Source organism: Sphingobacterium sp. UBA2480, from assembly GCF_002341965.1.
Taxonomy (GTDB): Bacteria; Bacteroidota; Bacteroidia; order Sphingobacteriales; family Sphingobacteriaceae; genus Sphingobacterium; species Sphingobacterium multivorum.
In genome coordinates this window covers 671,424-686,901 of record NZ_DDPA01000001.1, presented here as the reverse complement: position 1 = coordinate 686,901, position 15,478 = coordinate 671,424, and the positions used below count along the sequence as shown (strand labels likewise).

12 protein-coding genes and 1 pseudogene are annotated in these 15,478 nt (G+C 40.1%); 6 read left to right on the top strand and 7 right to left on the bottom strand.

What is annotated here, in order from left to right; genetic code table 11:
* Positions 1-21 precede the first annotated feature (21 nt).
* On the top strand, positions 22-1,737 hold the full coding sequence (locus B3600_RS03090) for a hypothetical protein (protein WP_286752042.1): 1,716 nt from the start codon (positions 22-24) through the stop codon (positions 1,735-1,737).
* Positions 1,738-1,782: 45 nt separating this feature from the next.
* Here the strand turns inward: B3600_RS03090 and B3600_RS03085 are convergent, their stop codons facing one another.
* Together B3600_RS03085 and B3600_RS03080 are read right to left on the bottom strand one after the other, a co-directional pair.
* Entirely contained in the window at positions 1,783-2,514 is a 732-nt protein-coding gene (locus B3600_RS03085) for a DUF3667 domain-containing protein (protein ID WP_286752041.1), read from the bottom strand.
* Positions 2,515-2,600: 86 nt separating this feature from the next.
* Entirely contained in the window at positions 2,601-3,407 is an 807-nt protein-coding gene (locus B3600_RS03080; protein WP_286752040.1) for a DUF5694 domain-containing protein, read from the bottom strand.
* Positions 3,408-3,557: 150 nt separating this feature from the next.
* Between B3600_RS03080 and B3600_RS03075 the strand changes: the two genes are divergently transcribed.
* Positions 3,558-4,313: a response regulator transcription factor gene (locus tag B3600_RS03075; protein WP_112376400.1), complete on the top strand. Its 756-nt coding sequence runs from the start codon at positions 3,558-3,560 to the stop codon at positions 4,311-4,313.
* Positions 4,314-4,372: 59 nt separating this feature from the next.
* Here the strand turns inward: B3600_RS03075 and msrB are convergent, their stop codons facing one another.
* The 3 genes and pseudogenes from msrB to dxs form a co-directional block, all read right to left on the bottom strand.
* The gene (msrB, locus tag B3600_RS25520) at positions 4,373-4,792 is read right to left on the bottom strand and encodes a peptide-methionine (R)-S-oxide reductase MsrB (RefSeq protein WP_349675893.1); all 420 of its coding nucleotides are present in this window, start codon (positions 4,790-4,792) and stop codon (positions 4,373-4,375) included.
* A 108-nt stretch (positions 4,793-4,900) separates the two neighbouring features.
* Positions 4,901-5,368 (bottom strand): annotated as a pseudogene (gene msrA, locus B3600_RS25515) (peptide-methionine (S)-S-oxide reductase MsrA); the annotation flags it as partial.
* 287 nt (positions 5,369-5,655) lie between these two features.
* The gene (dxs, locus tag B3600_RS03065) at positions 5,656-7,563 is read right to left on the bottom strand and encodes a 1-deoxy-D-xylulose-5-phosphate synthase (RefSeq protein WP_286752039.1); all 1,908 of its coding nucleotides are present in this window, start codon (positions 7,561-7,563) and stop codon (positions 5,656-5,658) included.
* Positions 7,564-7,636: 73 nt separating this feature from the next.
* Between dxs and B3600_RS03060 the strand changes: the two genes are divergently transcribed.
* The gene (locus B3600_RS03060) at positions 7,637-9,052 is read left to right on the top strand and encodes a PLP-dependent aminotransferase family protein (RefSeq protein ID WP_286752038.1); all 1,416 of its coding nucleotides are present in this window, start codon (positions 7,637-7,639) and stop codon (positions 9,050-9,052) included.
* Positions 9,053-9,137: 85 nt separating this feature from the next.
* Positions 9,138-9,653, top strand: a complete 516-nt coding sequence (locus B3600_RS03055; protein ID WP_286752037.1) for an N-acetyltransferase — start codon at positions 9,138-9,140, stop codon at positions 9,651-9,653.
* A 403-nt stretch (positions 9,654-10,056) separates the two neighbouring features.
* Here B3600_RS03055 and B3600_RS03050 read toward each other — a convergent pair whose 3' ends face one another.
* Positions 10,057-10,458 (bottom strand): helix-turn-helix domain-containing protein, encoded by a 402-nt coding sequence (locus B3600_RS03050; RefSeq protein WP_070561060.1) that lies wholly within the window; start codon positions 10,456-10,458, stop codon positions 10,057-10,059.
* 926 nt (positions 10,459-11,384) lie between these two features.
* On the opposite strand from B3600_RS03050, the gene B3600_RS03045 reads away from it, so the two are divergent.
* The gene (locus B3600_RS03045; protein ID WP_286752036.1) at positions 11,385-12,725 is read left to right on the top strand and encodes a M60 family metallopeptidase; all 1,341 of its coding nucleotides are present in this window, start codon (positions 11,385-11,387) and stop codon (positions 12,723-12,725) included.
* Positions 12,726-12,886: 161 nt separating this feature from the next.
* Positions 12,887-13,216: a YegP family protein gene (locus tag B3600_RS03040; RefSeq protein ID WP_070569093.1), complete on the top strand. Its 330-nt coding sequence runs from the start codon at positions 12,887-12,889 to the stop codon at positions 13,214-13,216.
* Between the two features lie 101 nt (positions 13,217-13,317).
* On the opposite strand, the gene B3600_RS03035 is transcribed toward B3600_RS03040, so the two are convergent.
* Positions 13,318-15,438, bottom strand: a complete 2,121-nt coding sequence (locus tag B3600_RS03035) for an ATP-binding protein (protein WP_286752035.1) — start codon at positions 15,436-15,438, stop codon at positions 13,318-13,320.
* Positions 15,439-15,478: the final 40 nt, after the last annotated feature.

Below are 15,478 nucleotides of genomic sequence, written 5' to 3'. Positions count from 1 at the left end.
ATTGGACGCTAAATTGATCTTATGAAACGGTTCCTGATATTATTTTCTTTTATGCTTTTGGGCAGAAGTTATGCGCAAATGCCTACACCTTATGAACGGGGCAATGGTAATCAATCCACAACATTTGAAGAAATGCGGGCCTACTATCAGGAATTGGCGGAGAAATATACATCAATTCATTATGAAACAAAGGGAGAAGACGATAACAATAAACCAATAGATGTGGTCGTATTTAATCCGTTTGGAAAGACACTGGAAGTCGCTAGGAAAGGGAAGTGTATTTTATTGGTCAACAACGGTATTCATCCCGGAGAACCCGATGGTATTGATGCCACTATGATGCTCATGCGGGATTTGGCGACAGGAAAGGTAAAGGCACCTCAAAATGTTATCGTTGTTGCGCTCGCGAGTTACAATGTCAGTGGGATGTTAAATCGTGGGAGCTTTTCCCGAGCTAACCAAAATGGCCCTGAAGAGTATGGCTTTCGTGGAAATGCAAGGCATTATGACTTAAATAGGGATTTTATTAAGACAGACACTAAAAACTCGCGCAGTTTTCAGCAGATTTTCCACTGGGTCAAGCCGGATGTTTTTATCGATAATCATGTGAGCAATGGGGCCGATTATCAGTACACTTTTACTTATATCTCAACAAACAAAGAACGTCTGGGAAACCTTTTAGGTAATTATTTTAATAACAACATGCAAAAAACCTTACTGAAAGATCTCCAGGAGAAAGGGTTTATGTCTGTTCCCTATGTTAACATCCACAACGATGTACCTGATGGTGGTTTTCCAACTTTTATGGATTCGCCAAGATATGCAACAGGTTACACCAGTCTATTTAATGTCATCGGAACCGTGGTGGAAACACATATGTTGAAACCTTATCAAGAACGTGTCAAAGCGACTTATGATTATATGCGTTGTAATCTGGATTTTATGGAACAGCATTATAAGGAGATTAAACAAAAAAGAACTGAAAACCTCAAGCAATATCAAATAGGGGATAAATATGCCATAGCATGGAAGCTTGATTCATCGAAATATGAACCACTGGACTTTAAGGGCTTCGAGGCAAAATATAAGCCGAGCGATGTCTCCTCGAAAGATAGATTGTGGTATGATAGAAACGCTAAGTTTTCAAAGCAAGTTAAGTTATATAATACCTATGTTCCGACAAAAGAAGTAACTATTCCATCGTATTATGTCATTCCGCAGTCTGAATGGGAGATTGTTAACTTGCTAACACTCAATCAAATCAAAATGATTCCGCTAAAACAAGATACGGTAATAGCGGTGGAACAGTATCGAATTAAGGATTTCAAGACAACTTCAAGTCCTTATGAAGGGCATTATTTACATTTTGATACCAGCCTCCTCCGGGAATCCAATAATGTAAACTTTCGTGCTGGTGATTATTTAGTCCCCTTGAATCAGGACGGTGTAAAGTTCTTGCTGGAAACTTTAGAACCTGAAGCAATAGACTCTTATTTTAATTGGAATTTCTTTGATGCGATCTTAGGACAGAAAGAATATTATTCAGCGTATGTTTTTGAAGATACAGCAGCCAAGCTTCTAAAAGAGAATAAAGATTTAAGAGCTGCCTTTGAACGCGAGAAGATGAACAACCCTAAACTTGCTGCGAGTAGTAGTGCGCAGTTGGATTGGATATACAAACATTCACCTTACTATGAAGAGTCACATCTTCTTTATCCTATTTATCGCATCAATTGATCACGGTGATTTTTGATACACAAGGCTGTGTTCGTTACAATATGGCTATCTTATAAGTATATCCAGGGTAATACCAATGAACATTATGACGATCAAATAGGAGATAAAGCCTATTATTAAAGCGGCAAATGCTTTGAAATAGCTGATCTTTTTAGTCTTATCAAAAAACTGTCCCATGGCCCAGGAGTAATATGCAAAGGTCACCAATGTTGCGTATAAGATAAAACGCTGGTGGGTTATACCATCAATTATTGCAAAAAAAGCATAAATTAACATCGCCATCCCCATAATAAAGCATAATAAGATGATGATTTCAAAAAGATTATAGCCGTATATTTTGAAGAATAATTTAGTCCAAAGGGCGATAAAGAATCCCATGATAATGTTAGCATAACCATAATGATCTTGTAGCCATCGGAAGATGTGGGTCGTGATGATGAGTTTACTTTCAATACCATGGCTGTCGATAGACTGCATATACTGTTCTTCAGTATGGAAAAAGTGGGCAATAATCGAGTACACTAAAGAGGTTACAATAACAAAAATAATAGGTTTGACCAGCCGGCTACGATTCTCAGAAATGTAGTTTTGCACATTCTTCCCCGGCGCTGTTACCAATCCGCTAATGGTATAGAGAATACCGCGTTCAAAGTGAAGCACATGTTCTATTTCATGGGTGATATAATGCGCATCTATTCTTTTCAGCGTTGCAGGTTGGCCACAATCAGGACAAAATTTTGACGTAATGTCTGTACCGCAGTTTTTGCAAGTTGTCATGTTGAAGTTTTTCTTTAGGTAATTAAGGTTAGGTACTCTATATCATTTTTAAAGCCTATAAAGGCAAACTTTCTTTACGGACCATTTTATTGGAGGTATTCAGCAACTTCCACAAGCTTGTATTTGGGGCTCCGTTGCAAAAACTCACCAAGAAAAGCTGCGTGAGTAGCACCGGTGATCAGCAAAATACGATCTTGCGCCGTGACAGGGATCTGATTTAAATTGGAGAGTATCCGTAGATTTCTTCCGTAAAATTTAGTGGCTTCGTCTGCTCCTTCAAAATTACCTTTTGTACTACTGTAGGTTAAGATATCAGCGTTTACATTGATAAATTTTTGCAGGGTCTCTTTGTGATTAAATACCTTTAATTTATCTAAAATGGAGAGTTGGTCAATATGGGTGAATTCCTTCATGATTTTTCCCATGTAGTTTTTATACGTTACAGTATCCACCTGGTTCTCCAGTTCATTGGCAATGTTGTAATTATATGCTGCAGTTTGTTGTTCATCAATTCCATAAATTGTTTTTACCCCTGCAAGTTTGCCAACTTCATAAGCGATTAACGCTATTTCACCACCAAACTTAGCTTTATGGCCTTTGTCGTCGATAAAAGATCTGTAGTCACTGTTCAATTCTTTGTTTTTTTCAGGAATGACTTCTACGCAAATGATGGTTGGTTTAAAATCAGCCAACAGTTTGGCTACATGATAAGTTTCTCTTCTGTTTTTTTGATCTTTTTCATCAAATTCTACTTTATGGGCATCAGGGGTATAGCTCATGTGAAATGTCCCAAAATTTAAAACTTCGATTTTCTGCTGTGCGTAGCTGTTCCCAAAAAATAAGACCCCAAGGGCGATTCCAATATTTCGAATCTGTATAGTTTTAATAAGCATCTGTGTAAGAAATGGTTTTATGTTTTTTCCGGCTTTTCGTTCAGTTAGCTGTATTTTTCTAGCTGTTTTGTCCAAAAGTATTACAGTTTGTCCAAATAAAAGCTACACTTGAGTGTAGTTTTATTTAACTTCGAAACTTAGAATTTCGTTATGGATTTTAACGCGCTATTTTCACAAAAAAATACTGTTGATCGTCTTTCAGAAAAGGACATCCTGCAGACGCATGGCTATATTGAGCTTGTCAAAGCTTTCTCACGAATTACTTACCAGAGTATCTATCTAATCGATTATCAGGCCAAAAGCTTTGAGTTTGTTTCAGACAACCCGCTGTTTCTCGCTGGTTTAACAGCCACAGAGGTGATGGAAATGGGCTATGGCTTTTATCAAAAATATGTTCCGTCCGATGATTTCCGGATGCTCATTACGATTAATGAAGCGGGGTTCAGTTTTTACGAAAAAATACCCATCGAGGAACGGAAGCTTTACGTTATATCGTATGATTTTCAGATACAAAATGCGCATAACAAATTTATTTTGATTAATCATAAACTGACGCCGGTTTTTTTGACAGAAGAGGGGAAAATATGGAAGGCAATTTGTATCGTATCTTTATCCACCAATGTGTCTTCGGGCAACGTGACGATCGAAAAGTTGCACTCCAACTTAGTTTGGGAGTTGGATCTGTTGACTGGGAAATGGAACTCCCAAAAAAAGATTAACCTTACCGAACGTGAAATAGAAATTTTACGCTTTTATCATCGCGGTCTGACCATTCATGAAACTTCCGAAAAAATTTTCGTTTCCATTGACACGGTGAAATTTCATCGGCGAAAATTATTTGAAAAACTGGGGGTAAGTAACATGAATGAAGCATTGGTTTATGCATTGAATAATAGGTTATTGTAACGATGGCTTGACGGATGTTGAAATGTTCAGGGCAAGCGCCTCAACCGAGGCGCTGCAGATTATTTTTTTACCAATAAGGGTAAGTACTTCTCGTAGCCCTGTGCTTTCATCTTGTCTTTTGGAATAAATCGAAGTGAAGCACTGTTTATACAATAGCGTAGACCACCTTTATCTGCCGGTCCATCGTTAAAAACATGGCCGAGGTGTGCATCACCAGTTTTGCTACGTACTTCCGTTCTGCGCATCCCGTACGAATTGTCGGAGTGTTCTTGAATCAAGCTATCGCTAATTGGTTTGGAAAAACTTGGCCATCCACAGCCCGATTCAAATTTATCTGTTGAGACAAATAAGGGTTCTCCAGTTGTGATATCGACATAAATGCCTTCCCTAAATTCGTCATTATAGGCGTTGTCAAATGCGCGCTCTGTTGCACTGTTTTGCGTAACATCGTATTGCAATGGAGTTAACTCCTTCTTCAAGGTCTCCTTGTCAGCTTTTTTATACCTGTTCTCAATGTTCACTTTCGCTTTTTCGGGGTTGGCATTTCGTGCAAGTTCAAATAAATCAGGACTTATATGGCAATAACCACCGGGGTTTTTGTCCAGGTATTTTTGATGATAAGCTTCAGCATTATAGTAATTCTGTAAAGGTTCTATTTCCACCACTATTTTGCTCTTGTATTGACTTGCTAAAGCAGCTATTTGCTCTTTGATAACAGCAGCATCGTCGGCATTGGTATAATAGATGCCTGTACGGTATTGCGTACCGATATCGTTGCCTTGTTTATTCAGTGAAGTTGGGTCAATTGTTTTGAAGAAAAGGTCTACGAGCAGCTTTAGATCGACAAGCGCTGGGTCGAAGTTTACCTTTACGGTTTCGGCAAACCCGGACGTTCCTGTCGAAACTTGTGCATAAGAAGGGTGCTGAAGGTTTCCATTGGCATAGCCAACTTCCGTTGCGGTGACCCCGCGCACTTGTTTAAAGAAGTGCTCAGTTCCCCAGAAGCATCCTCCTGCAAAATAGACAACATGATCTTTTTGATTTGTAGTATTCATAGTATTTTGTGTTGACGGTTTTAAGTCTTTCCCTTTTTGTGAAAAGCAAACCTTGCTGATCAGAAATAAGCCGGTCGCTATAGCAAGGAGGACGAATAAGTGTTTCATGGTATGGATTGCTACATGAAAGAAACAACATTGTTTCTTTCATGTAGGCTACAAACACCGTACCTTTCTGGATGTTTAACTTAGAAGATATAAACAGTTTTGACTCTAATAGATTCTTTTTACAATTGGAAGACGAAATAAGTCTATGAAAGGTATGTTCTGACAAAAAGACCTTTTAGCTAAACTTCGCCAGCTGTATCTCTGTGTAGCTGTCTCACTGTGGCTATAATAGCCTGTTTGTCGTAGTAATAAAGTTGGTGAAGCTGTTGCTGTGTGCCCTGTACTGCGAACGAGTCGGGCAAACCAAGACGTTTTAACGTAGCCGAGTAACCATGTTCCACCATAAATTCAAGCACTGCGGTGCCCACTCCACCTGCGATACATCCATCTTCGATGGTGATGATAGACGAATATGATTGGAATACCTCATGTAATAACGCTTCGTCGAGCGGTTTAAAAAACCGGAGATCATAGTGCCCGACGTGGATGTCCTCCTGGAGCAGCTCGCAGCAGGCGTCCTGTGCATATTGACCAACGGGTCCAAGAGAGAGTAGGGCAATGTCTTTACCTGAACAAAGTCTTCTTCCTTTTCCCATTTCAAGTCTTTTATATTTGTCGGATTGCTTCTCTTGGTTACCTCGACCTTTTGGGTAGCGGATTGCAAACGGTCCGTCGAGAGCGATGTCCTGAGCCGTGAACAACAAATTTTTAAAGTCTGTAAGCGTCATGGGGGAAGCGCCCGTAATGTTGGGTATGCATCGGAGAAAAGCAATGTCGAATGCCCCCTGATGAGTGGGGCCGTCGGGACCGACAACACCGGCCCTGTCGATACAGAATACGACTGGCAATTTCTGCAAAGCGACGTCGTGGATAAGCTGATCATAGGCGCGTTGTAAGAATGTCGAATAGATAAAGCAGAAAGGAAGTAGTCCATCGGCAGCAAGGCCAGCAGAAAAAGTAACGGCATGCTGTTCGCAGATACCAACATCAAAAACACGGTTGGGCATCTGCTGTTTCATTGCGGTTAGCCTGCTGCCGGAAAGCATGGCTGGGCTAATAGCCATAATACGACTATTCCTTCGGGCCAGCTGTGTCAGCGTTTCGCCCAGCACCTGCTGAAAAGTCTCGTTGTGGAGTTGCGGTAGCTGGTGTTCTAACCGTTCACCTGTCAGTTTGTCGAATTTCCCCGTGGCATGCCATTCTGCCTTATTTAACATGGCCGGCGCAAAACCTTTTCCTTTCTGCGTCACACAATGTACTATTTTGGGCCCGGGTATATGCTTCAACTGCTCGAATATTTTGATAAGCTTATGGAGATTATGCCCATCCACTGGTCCAAAATAACGTATACCTAAGGCCTCAAAAATATTGCTTGAAGCAAGTAGTCCCGTTTTTATCAGTTTCTCTATTTTTCTAATCGCAGCAATTGACCATTGTGCCCGATCCTTATTACGCGACAGCAGCTTTTTGATCTGTGATTTGAACTGATTATAGGCTTGCCCCGAGGTCAGGTCGGTCAGATAATTTTGTAGCGCTCCCGTACCGGCATCAATAGACATATTGTTGTCATTTAATATAATCAGTAGGTCGGGCTGTTCGAAACCAATATTATTTAAAGCTTCGAATGCTAGACCGGCAGTCATGGCGCCGTCACCGATAACAGCGATGTGTTGACGGTTATGATCACCCTTATACCTGGCCGCGCAGGCCATACCCAGAATTGCTGATAAGGATGTGGATGAATGACCAGTACCAAAGGCGTCAAAGTTATTTTCTTCCATAACAGGAAATCCGCTGATGCCATGTAGAAGCCTGTTCGAATGGAAGCGAGCCGCTCTACCCGTGATTAATTTATGGACATAAGCTTGATGACCAACGTCCCATATCAATTTATCCTCAGGGGTGTTAAACACATAATGTATTGCTATGGTAAGTTCTACAACACCAAAGCTTGAACTAAAATGACCGCCATGTGTAGCAATATGGTCAATGAGGAGGTTCCTTAATTCCTGACTTATCCCGGGTAATACCTCCTGTGGGAGAGCTCGTAATTCACTGGGGCTGTTGATTTGATAATTACCTGTCATTTCTTTTTTAGACAAATTTAGATTGATTAGATTTGCGATACAGGTACAGTATAGGTAAAAGTGATCAATACAGATGAAGAACTATAAATTTGAAATCTTTACACAGGCAATCGAGAAAAATATAAAATCAGGGGTCTATAAACCCGGACAAAAGCTACCTTCAGTACGTGATTTTAAAGATTATTATGGTTTAAGTATGAGTACTGTTCAAGCTGGATACGAATATCTTATGATTCGTGGTCTAGTGGAAAGCGTTCCGAAATCTGGCTACTATGTCAGTGCGAAAAATGAAATGCTGGCAGAACCAGGAGGGCATGGTCGTCCACCAATAGTAAGGGATGCTGTCTTTGAACAAAGGCTGGGCCTGACAACAGCGTCACCTTTGGGGCGGGGTTTTTCGGAATTTAATGTTGCGGCTCCAGGGGATCTCCTTGTTCCGCAAAAACTTTTACTTCGGACGATGCAACAGGTCATTCGGGAACTAGGGGCAGGGTTGCTACGCTATTATCCGTCTAATGGCTCTGTACAATTGAAGGACAACATTGTCTGCCGTGCGGCCTCTCATCAGACCTTGCTGCATACAGATGAACTGCTGATCACAGATGGCGCTTTACAGGCCTTGTATATCGCCTTGGCAGCCGTATGCGAAGCCGGAGATATTGTTGCTGTGGAAAGTCCATGTGTATTTTCTGTATTGGAGGTCATTCGGGTGCTCAAACTGCGTGTCATTGAAGTTCCTGTTCTGACTAAAGAAGGCTTCGATATTGATTTTTTTAGAAGAGCATGTCAAAGAAGTGCTGTAAAAGCCGTCGTGCTAACACCGAATTTTCATAATCCAACAGGTATTTTGCTTGCAGATGAACAGAAAATTGCTTTATTGGCGATTGCTCATCAATATCATGTTGCTGTTATCGAGAACGATATATATGGCGACCTAAACTTTCACGGGAGTAGACCATCTACTTTAAAACAATTTGATGAAAGCGGATTGGTGATGACTTATTCATCTTATTCAAAAACCCTGGCACCTGGAATTCGACTGGGCTGGTTAAGCACAGGGCTATTTCTGAAAGATGCCGAACAGATCAAGTTTGCGTTGGGCAGTACAGTTTCCCCTTTGAATCAGGAGACTGTAAGCCGTTTAATCGGCAGCAGTAGTTACGATCGGCATATTCGTTCACTGAAGATGCAACTGGCAAAAAATGCCTATCTAGCCACCAACCTAATCGCTTCCAGTTTTCCCGAACAAACCAAAGTGATTGCCCCGGCAGGTGGATATAATCTTTGGGTTAAAATGCCCGAAAGTACAGATATGTCGGATTTTTATGCGCAGTGTGAAAAAATTGGTGCGAGATTCACACCGGGTTATACGTTCTCTTTTGCGAATACTTTTGGACATTATTTTAGGTTGGTCATCGCGGATAAATTTTCTGATAAACGAATTGAAGCGATCCAGCATATAGGTCGGTATTTATGTGGGAACCTGTAGCTGTACTGATGCTAAATGAATAATGTGTATCGAATAATAGCAAGTGATAGCATGTACATTTGTTTGTTTAATAGGAGATGCATATATGAATATAGTTACAAAATTTACGGTGGCAACAGAGCAGGGAATTGAAGCGTTGTCGATGATCACCAAAACACTGGCGCTAGAAAAATTCGCCAGCTTAGTGGAGCCAGCTGAACTGGAACATTACATCGCTGACAATTTTAATTCCAGAACACTTGTCAACGAAATAAACAGCATGTCAAACCAATGGCTGGTGGTGTATGCCGACGATCAACCAATGGGTTATGCAAGAATAACCTCGAAAGGGCAGAAGCCGGATGCCCTGGCAGGTACACGTGCGATTCGAATCGCGGACTTTGGTGTCTGCCAACATGCAGCTCGGCAGCAAATGGAGACATCTTTAATGGACAAATGTCTTGCCGTCTGCAATCCCTATGACGTGATATGGGTCAATGAACCCATAAAAAGTTCGTCGATAGGATTTTTTGAGCAGAATGGATTTATAAAACAGCCAGGGATTATCAGATTCGAGGGATTGGCCTTGGAATCAGCAATATATCTTAAGGCGACCTCATAGTTCAAAGGAACTTTATCGTGAAGTTTAAACAAAGCATAATAATGTTTAGCAAAAAAAGTGCACAGATTAGTGCGCTTTTTTTTGTTTAATGATAGATATTTTAGTTTTATAATGTGTATTTTTAGTTTTTAAAAAGAAGGTGTTTGTCAAACTTTAACAATATCTTTAAACTAAAAAATATCGTTTATCATCCCTTTTCATAATTGTTTAATGAAGAAAATAGTTATAACGCTTCTATAAGAACAACGAATGCATTTGAAGGATGCTTTGATTTTTCGGAAGTATCGAAAAAATCAGCATTAAATACTGGTAAATATAGGAATATCGCCCAAATTTCATAAAAAGCTTACCCTATGCTATTCAATTTTTAGCTATCGATCGGGAGATAGCTTCGAGTTATTTTTTAAATATAATCCAGCGCATTTAATGCCCTAAATTTTCGGGGACTCAGACCGGTATGCTTTTTTATAAACCGTGTTAATGATGCTGAAGAACTAAAACCATAATACGAAGTCAACTCTTTAATCGGAATTTCAGTGGTAGCAAGTTTTTTGGCAATCTCACTTGCGACAATTTCCTTGACGATCGTGCTGGGTGAAGTTTCACTGCTTGAAAGTGTCAATCGATGTAAGGCCATTCTTGAAACGTTGAGCTTTTTCAAGTAGAATTGGAGGTCCCAGTGATTCTGAGGATATTGGTGAATGAGTTTTTTAAATTCTACTATAATGGGGTGTTCCGCTAGCGGTGCTGAATTTTGATCCAATTGATTTAATGTTTCTTTTTGTTCCTTTATGTTATTTTTCATGTTTTAAGATAATCGCTTGTTATTGATTCACTATAGTGTTCTGAGGCTATAGTTTAGGTTAAATGTTTCATCAAACTTTTTTGAATACAAGCAAAATTAGGGTATTAATTTCATAGTGTACTTTTCGAAATTAACGATTCGCTTTTTAAAATTATAATTTTTTATAATTGATTCTGGTAAACTGAAGCGAAGCAGATTATCCTTTGAAAAATAGACGGATAAATTAAAACTTGGCTCCGAGAAGAGAGAAATCGTTTTTTTTGTTCTATTTTCTGATTTCATTTTTCTCTTGTTTTATTTTGTATTATTCTTTGTAATATAGGTTTTTACGTATGTTATCTTTATTAAAAATAAAACTATGAAATACGTTGATTATAACCTTTGGTTATACTGCTTTTTTTTAGGTTTTTTAGGATTCACGTCTAATTAATCCACTTCAAGTCATCTTCATCTATAATTTAATCATGGTTATTGAGATGATCATGCGCAGCTCCGCTAGTGCTGGATGATGGAGTGTTCGAGCGAATAGCGTTAGATCTGAGCGATTAGTTTGAATAACATCTAGCTTCTATCGCGGTACAGAATAAGGTTATTACTCGATTCTTGTCATTTTTTATAAAATATACTTTCTTTTGGGTTATTTGATGTTTGTCTAAGCGAAAAGGTTTTCGTTGATTGTGCAAACGTTTGATCTGAAGCAGTTGATTATTTTTCTGTACAATATATTATATCTTGCTTTAAGGTTATGAACTAATACTTTACCGAAGGTGAAGAGAATTCTTTGTATGGATCATCTTGTTTCAAGTTTTGTGAAATCCTAAATCGATCAAAAAAATAAAAAACTTCGAAACAGCCGCTGAGGCTTTGTAGGATGATCGGAAGAAGTGCGGACAATTAATACAATTTATAAACTTTATTTAAAAATTATGAGAAAGACCGTGTTTTCCTTAATCACGATTTTAGTGATCGCTATGAGCATTTCCTGCCGGAAAGATGGCAGCTTAATGTACACCTTACCGAACGATACCGGCGCAGAATCCTTAGCAATAGCGGATTCGGTCCAATTATTCAACGTAAGTCCTTCGGCCGCAATGGAGGCTGATAGACTTCAATTTCGAGCGAATCACAATGAAATGCAAATGACCGGATTTTATGTGGCGCCAAACAGTACCATAACCATAAACGTAAAAGTCAACTCGGGTACTACAGCAGCACGCTTAGCGATCGGGACGCCTTTTAGAGATAATATTCGACCAGTCCGGCAGTATTTCAATCTCCAGGCAGGTACGCAAACTTTCACAGTGGATCAATACGGGGGATTGGTTTATGTGATTTATACAGCTGATAATTATACAACAACTGGAGAAATCGAGCTTTCTTTTGGCAATGGATTTATTCCGGTCCCTTACTTTCAAAAGGGGATAACCTCCCATGAGCAATGGGTAGCTACATTGGATTCGTTGAAAAGTACCGTACCGGATGTCGTCTTCTCGTCGGATCACACCATTATGGTAGCCAAAATTGCCGATGCCCTGTTGTACAGGGACGAAGATCAACAGCTGATTGTTAATAGACTGGATTCAATTATTGACTTTTCCAATCGGATCAGTGGCTTGAATGGTACCAGTGGAGTCCATGCGGTACCTTACAATAAGCATCTGATTACCGTGAGGGATTCGAGTGCTGGAGGCTATATGGCAGCCGGTATTTCTATTTATTTTACCGATGCTTTATCTTATCGTATGTTGCAGCCAAAATATCTGTCCAATACAAATGGATGGGGAATATGGCATGAGGTCGGCCACACCTATCAACAAAAAGCTTGGACCTGGGGCAATCTGACAGAAACAACCGTGAATGTCTATTCCCTAGCCAGCGAAAGGGGATTTGGATTGCCGGTAAGTCGAGTGACAGCCAATAATTCCTGGCCTAAATTGACGACTTACTTTCAAAAAAATATCGCTGATCGTAACTTTAATTTGGGGGATAATGATTTGAAAATGATTATGTTTCATCAACTCTGGTTGGGATTTGGCGACGATTTTTACATCAAACTTAGCAAAACTACGCGCGAGAACAGGCCCGCAGTTTCGACAGATGCAGAGAAAATGCGCTATTTTATGCTGTCTGCATGTCAGATTGCTCAAAAAGATCTCTCGGATTTTTTTAGAAAATGGGGGTTTAAAGTTGATGAATCTGTCTATACAGCAATAGCTGATTTGAATTTGCCAGCGCCAATGCAGGATCTAACTACTTTAAGAGATTAAACATTCTTAAATACCCTGTTGGACAGGATAGACGGATAGAAACAAGTACGTTATCGCGGAAAAAAATTAATCGTTGTTTTACAATAAAAACATGGAAAAGTATTATATTGTAGTATGGATTTCATTCCAATAACCACGTATTTATTTAATTAATTGAGAAAATGGGTAAATTTGAAGTAAAAACTCGGAAAAATGGCGAATTTCAGTTTAATCTAAAAGCTGGAAACGGACAGGTGATTTTAAGCAGTGAAGGTTATACAACTAAAGCAAACTGTTTAAATGGCGTTGAATCTGTTAAGAAGAATGCTCAGGACGATAACAAATTTGATCGTAAAACTGCTACCAATGGTAAGTACTATTTCAATCTCAAGGCGACCAATGGTCAAATTATTGGAAGCAGCGAGATGTATGAAAGCGCAAGTGGTATGGAAAACGGCATTGAATCTGTCAAGAAGAATGCGCCTGACGCGACGGTTGAGGAGATAGCCTAAGTCTATATTGAAATGCCGATCGGCTGCACATAAGCAGTCTGTAAATAGAAGCGCATAGGAGTTTATAACAAAGAGCCGGTTTTTTACCGGCTCTTTTGCGATTATCTTTCCGCTGGTGGGCGTGGAATGGAAAACCAGAAACTGCTGCCCAAGCCTACCGTACTGTCAACTCCTATTAGACCCGCGTGTTTTTTGATAATTTCAGCGGAGATATAGAGTCCGAGCCCGAGCCCCGAGTACGATTTGCCTTCATGGTTTGCTCTATAATATCGATCAAAAATAAAAGGCTGTACTGCCGGATCAATACCTTCACCTTGATCCTTGACGGTTATCTTGATACAATCTTGCAGCTGTTCCACAGTGATATTGATTTCTCTCGATTCTGGTGCATATTTAACGGCATTGTTGACAAAATTAACAAGCACTTGTTCAAGGCGTTGCTCGTCAGCAAATATAGTTGCATCGAGATCGCCCGTAATATTAACTTGATGGTTGCCTTGGGATATGATATTGTGACAACTGGAGGCAAGAATCTTTGACGCTTTGAAGGTTGTTTTTTCGAGATGAAGCTGTCCTTCACTGATTCTATGCATATTGAGCAGGTCATCAACAAGTGTAACGATTTTTTTGATATTGACAGCAGACTGATCAATAAGCCTTGAAATGATCTCACTTCCAGTTTTGTCCTTAAATCGTTCCAGCAATTGAATCGTTCCCTTTAAGCCCGTGACGGGTGTCTTTAGTTCATGGCTGGCAATGCCCAGGAAGTCATCTTTTTGTGATTCGTAATTCTTTCGTTTTGTAATATCTGCCACTACGCCGATGAGGTGAGTTGCATGACCTTCTGGATCGTATTTGGGAAGACCTGACGCATTGATCCAGTGTAACGATCCATCAGGCCAACGGATGAGATATTCCGCGTGATAAGTGGTCTTGTTCTGTATAGCGTCCTGCACCTTTTGATACACCATTTCGCGGTGTTCAGGGACGATGCTTCGCATGAGGTCTTCATAGTCAAAGCGGTCGTTTTTGGTAAGACCAAAATTGATTTTACAGGTTTCGGAGCAGTCCATTTTTCCTGTTCTGATATCGCGATTGTAGGAGCCGAGTTCACCAGCTTTTAGTGCAATTTCCAACTGATAGTTGAGAGCTTCAAGATGTTCGTTTCTTTTGATGCGCTCGGTAACTTCATTGGCTATGACAATAATAGACTCCGTTTCACCTTCATCATTCTTTAACGGCTCATAAGTAAAATCAAAATAATGATCGCCCAATACCCCCATAGACTCAAGTCTTGCGTAGGCAGTATCTCCAATGTAGTTTTGGCCGGTGGTAAAGACATCGTCCAATATCCCTAAATAGGGCTGTCCCTGAAGTTCTGGAAGCGCTTGTGCAAGTGGTTTGCCGAGGACAATTTCGGTTTTGCGCCAGAGCTTGAGCATCCTATCGTTGGCAACTTCAATAACTAACTCACGGCCTGTTAAAATCGCAAAGCCTATTGGGGCCTTATCTATAAAGGATCTGAATCGACGTTCACTTTTTTTGAGATTTTTATTGAGTAGCACTGTCAAATCATAGGATTTGTTGAGCTGACTATTCGTGCGATAAAGTTCGTCATTGGCAAGCTCCATTTCGTCATTAAGTTCGAGCAGTCGTTGTTGCATGGTTGCCATGGTAATATTGACGCCCTCAAGCTCATCAATTTTATCGATGGAAGAACTTCGAAGCTCGATTTGATCCATCGCTGTGCGTGCAAGACCTGCTAATATCTGTCGATCAGCTGCGCTGAAAGCCCGCGGATGCTTGTCGATAACGCACAGTGAACCGATCATAAAACCATCATGTGTAATAAGGGGTGCACCTGCGTAAAACCGTAGCCCAAAGTCTCCAATTACAGTTGGATTGGTCAGTAGGATATCTTCTTCCAATGTATCTTCAAAGACTGTTACTTTCTTGTCCAAAATAGCCAGACTACACAAACTTTGCCCTCGATTCGTTTCCTTTGTGGTGCCCATGCCGATATTTGCTTTGAAATAGACCGATTCTGCATCCACCAATGAGAGCAATGCAATAGGGGCATTAAAGATCTGGCTGGCTAATTTTGCAATTCCATCAAAGCTGGCTTCAGCGGGGGTTCCCATTATTTTATAGCGTCTGAGGGCATTCAGTCGGTCATGTTCATTTTCAGGCATTATATCCATTCCAAACGTATTCTCTATCATAGTGACCCTGTAATTCTTTTTATAAAGATATAGTTTTAAT

What these genes read in the sequence shown, in the direction of transcription:
- B3600_RS03090 (WP_286752042.1), top strand. Translation starts at nt 22, where the DNA reads ATGAAACGGTTCCTGATATTATTTTCTTTTATGCTTTTGGGCAGAAGT.
- B3600_RS03085 (WP_286752041.1), bottom strand. Translation starts at nt 2,514, where the DNA reads ATGACAACTTGCAAAAACTGCGGTACAGACATTACGTCAAAATTTTGT.
- B3600_RS03080 (WP_286752040.1), bottom strand. Translation starts at nt 3,407, where the DNA reads ATGCTTATTAAAACTATACAGATTCGAAATATTGGAATCGCCCTTGGG.
- B3600_RS03075 (WP_112376400.1), top strand. Translation starts at nt 3,558, where the DNA reads ATGGATTTTAACGCGCTATTTTCACAAAAAAATACTGTTGATCGTCTT.
- dxs (WP_286752039.1), bottom strand. Translation starts at nt 7,563, where the DNA reads ATGACAGGTAATTATCAAATCAACAGCCCCAGTGAATTACGAGCTCTC.
- B3600_RS03060 (WP_286752038.1), top strand. Translation starts at nt 7,637, where the DNA reads ATGAAGAACTATAAATTTGAAATCTTTACACAGGCAATCGAGAAAAAT.
- B3600_RS03055 (WP_286752037.1), top strand. Translation starts at nt 9,138, where the DNA reads ATGAATATAGTTACAAAATTTACGGTGGCAACAGAGCAGGGAATTGAA.
- B3600_RS03050 (WP_070561060.1), bottom strand. Translation starts at nt 10,458, where the DNA reads ATGAAAAATAACATAAAGGAACAAAAAGAAACATTAAATCAATTGGAT.
- B3600_RS03045 (WP_286752036.1), top strand. Translation starts at nt 11,385, where the DNA reads ATGAGAAAGACCGTGTTTTCCTTAATCACGATTTTAGTGATCGCTATG.
- B3600_RS03040 (WP_070569093.1), top strand. Translation starts at nt 12,887, where the DNA reads ATGGGTAAATTTGAAGTAAAAACTCGGAAAAATGGCGAATTTCAGTTT.
- B3600_RS03035 (WP_286752035.1), bottom strand. Translation starts at nt 15,438, where the DNA reads ATGATAGAGAATACGTTTGGAATGGATATAATGCCTGAAAATGAACAT.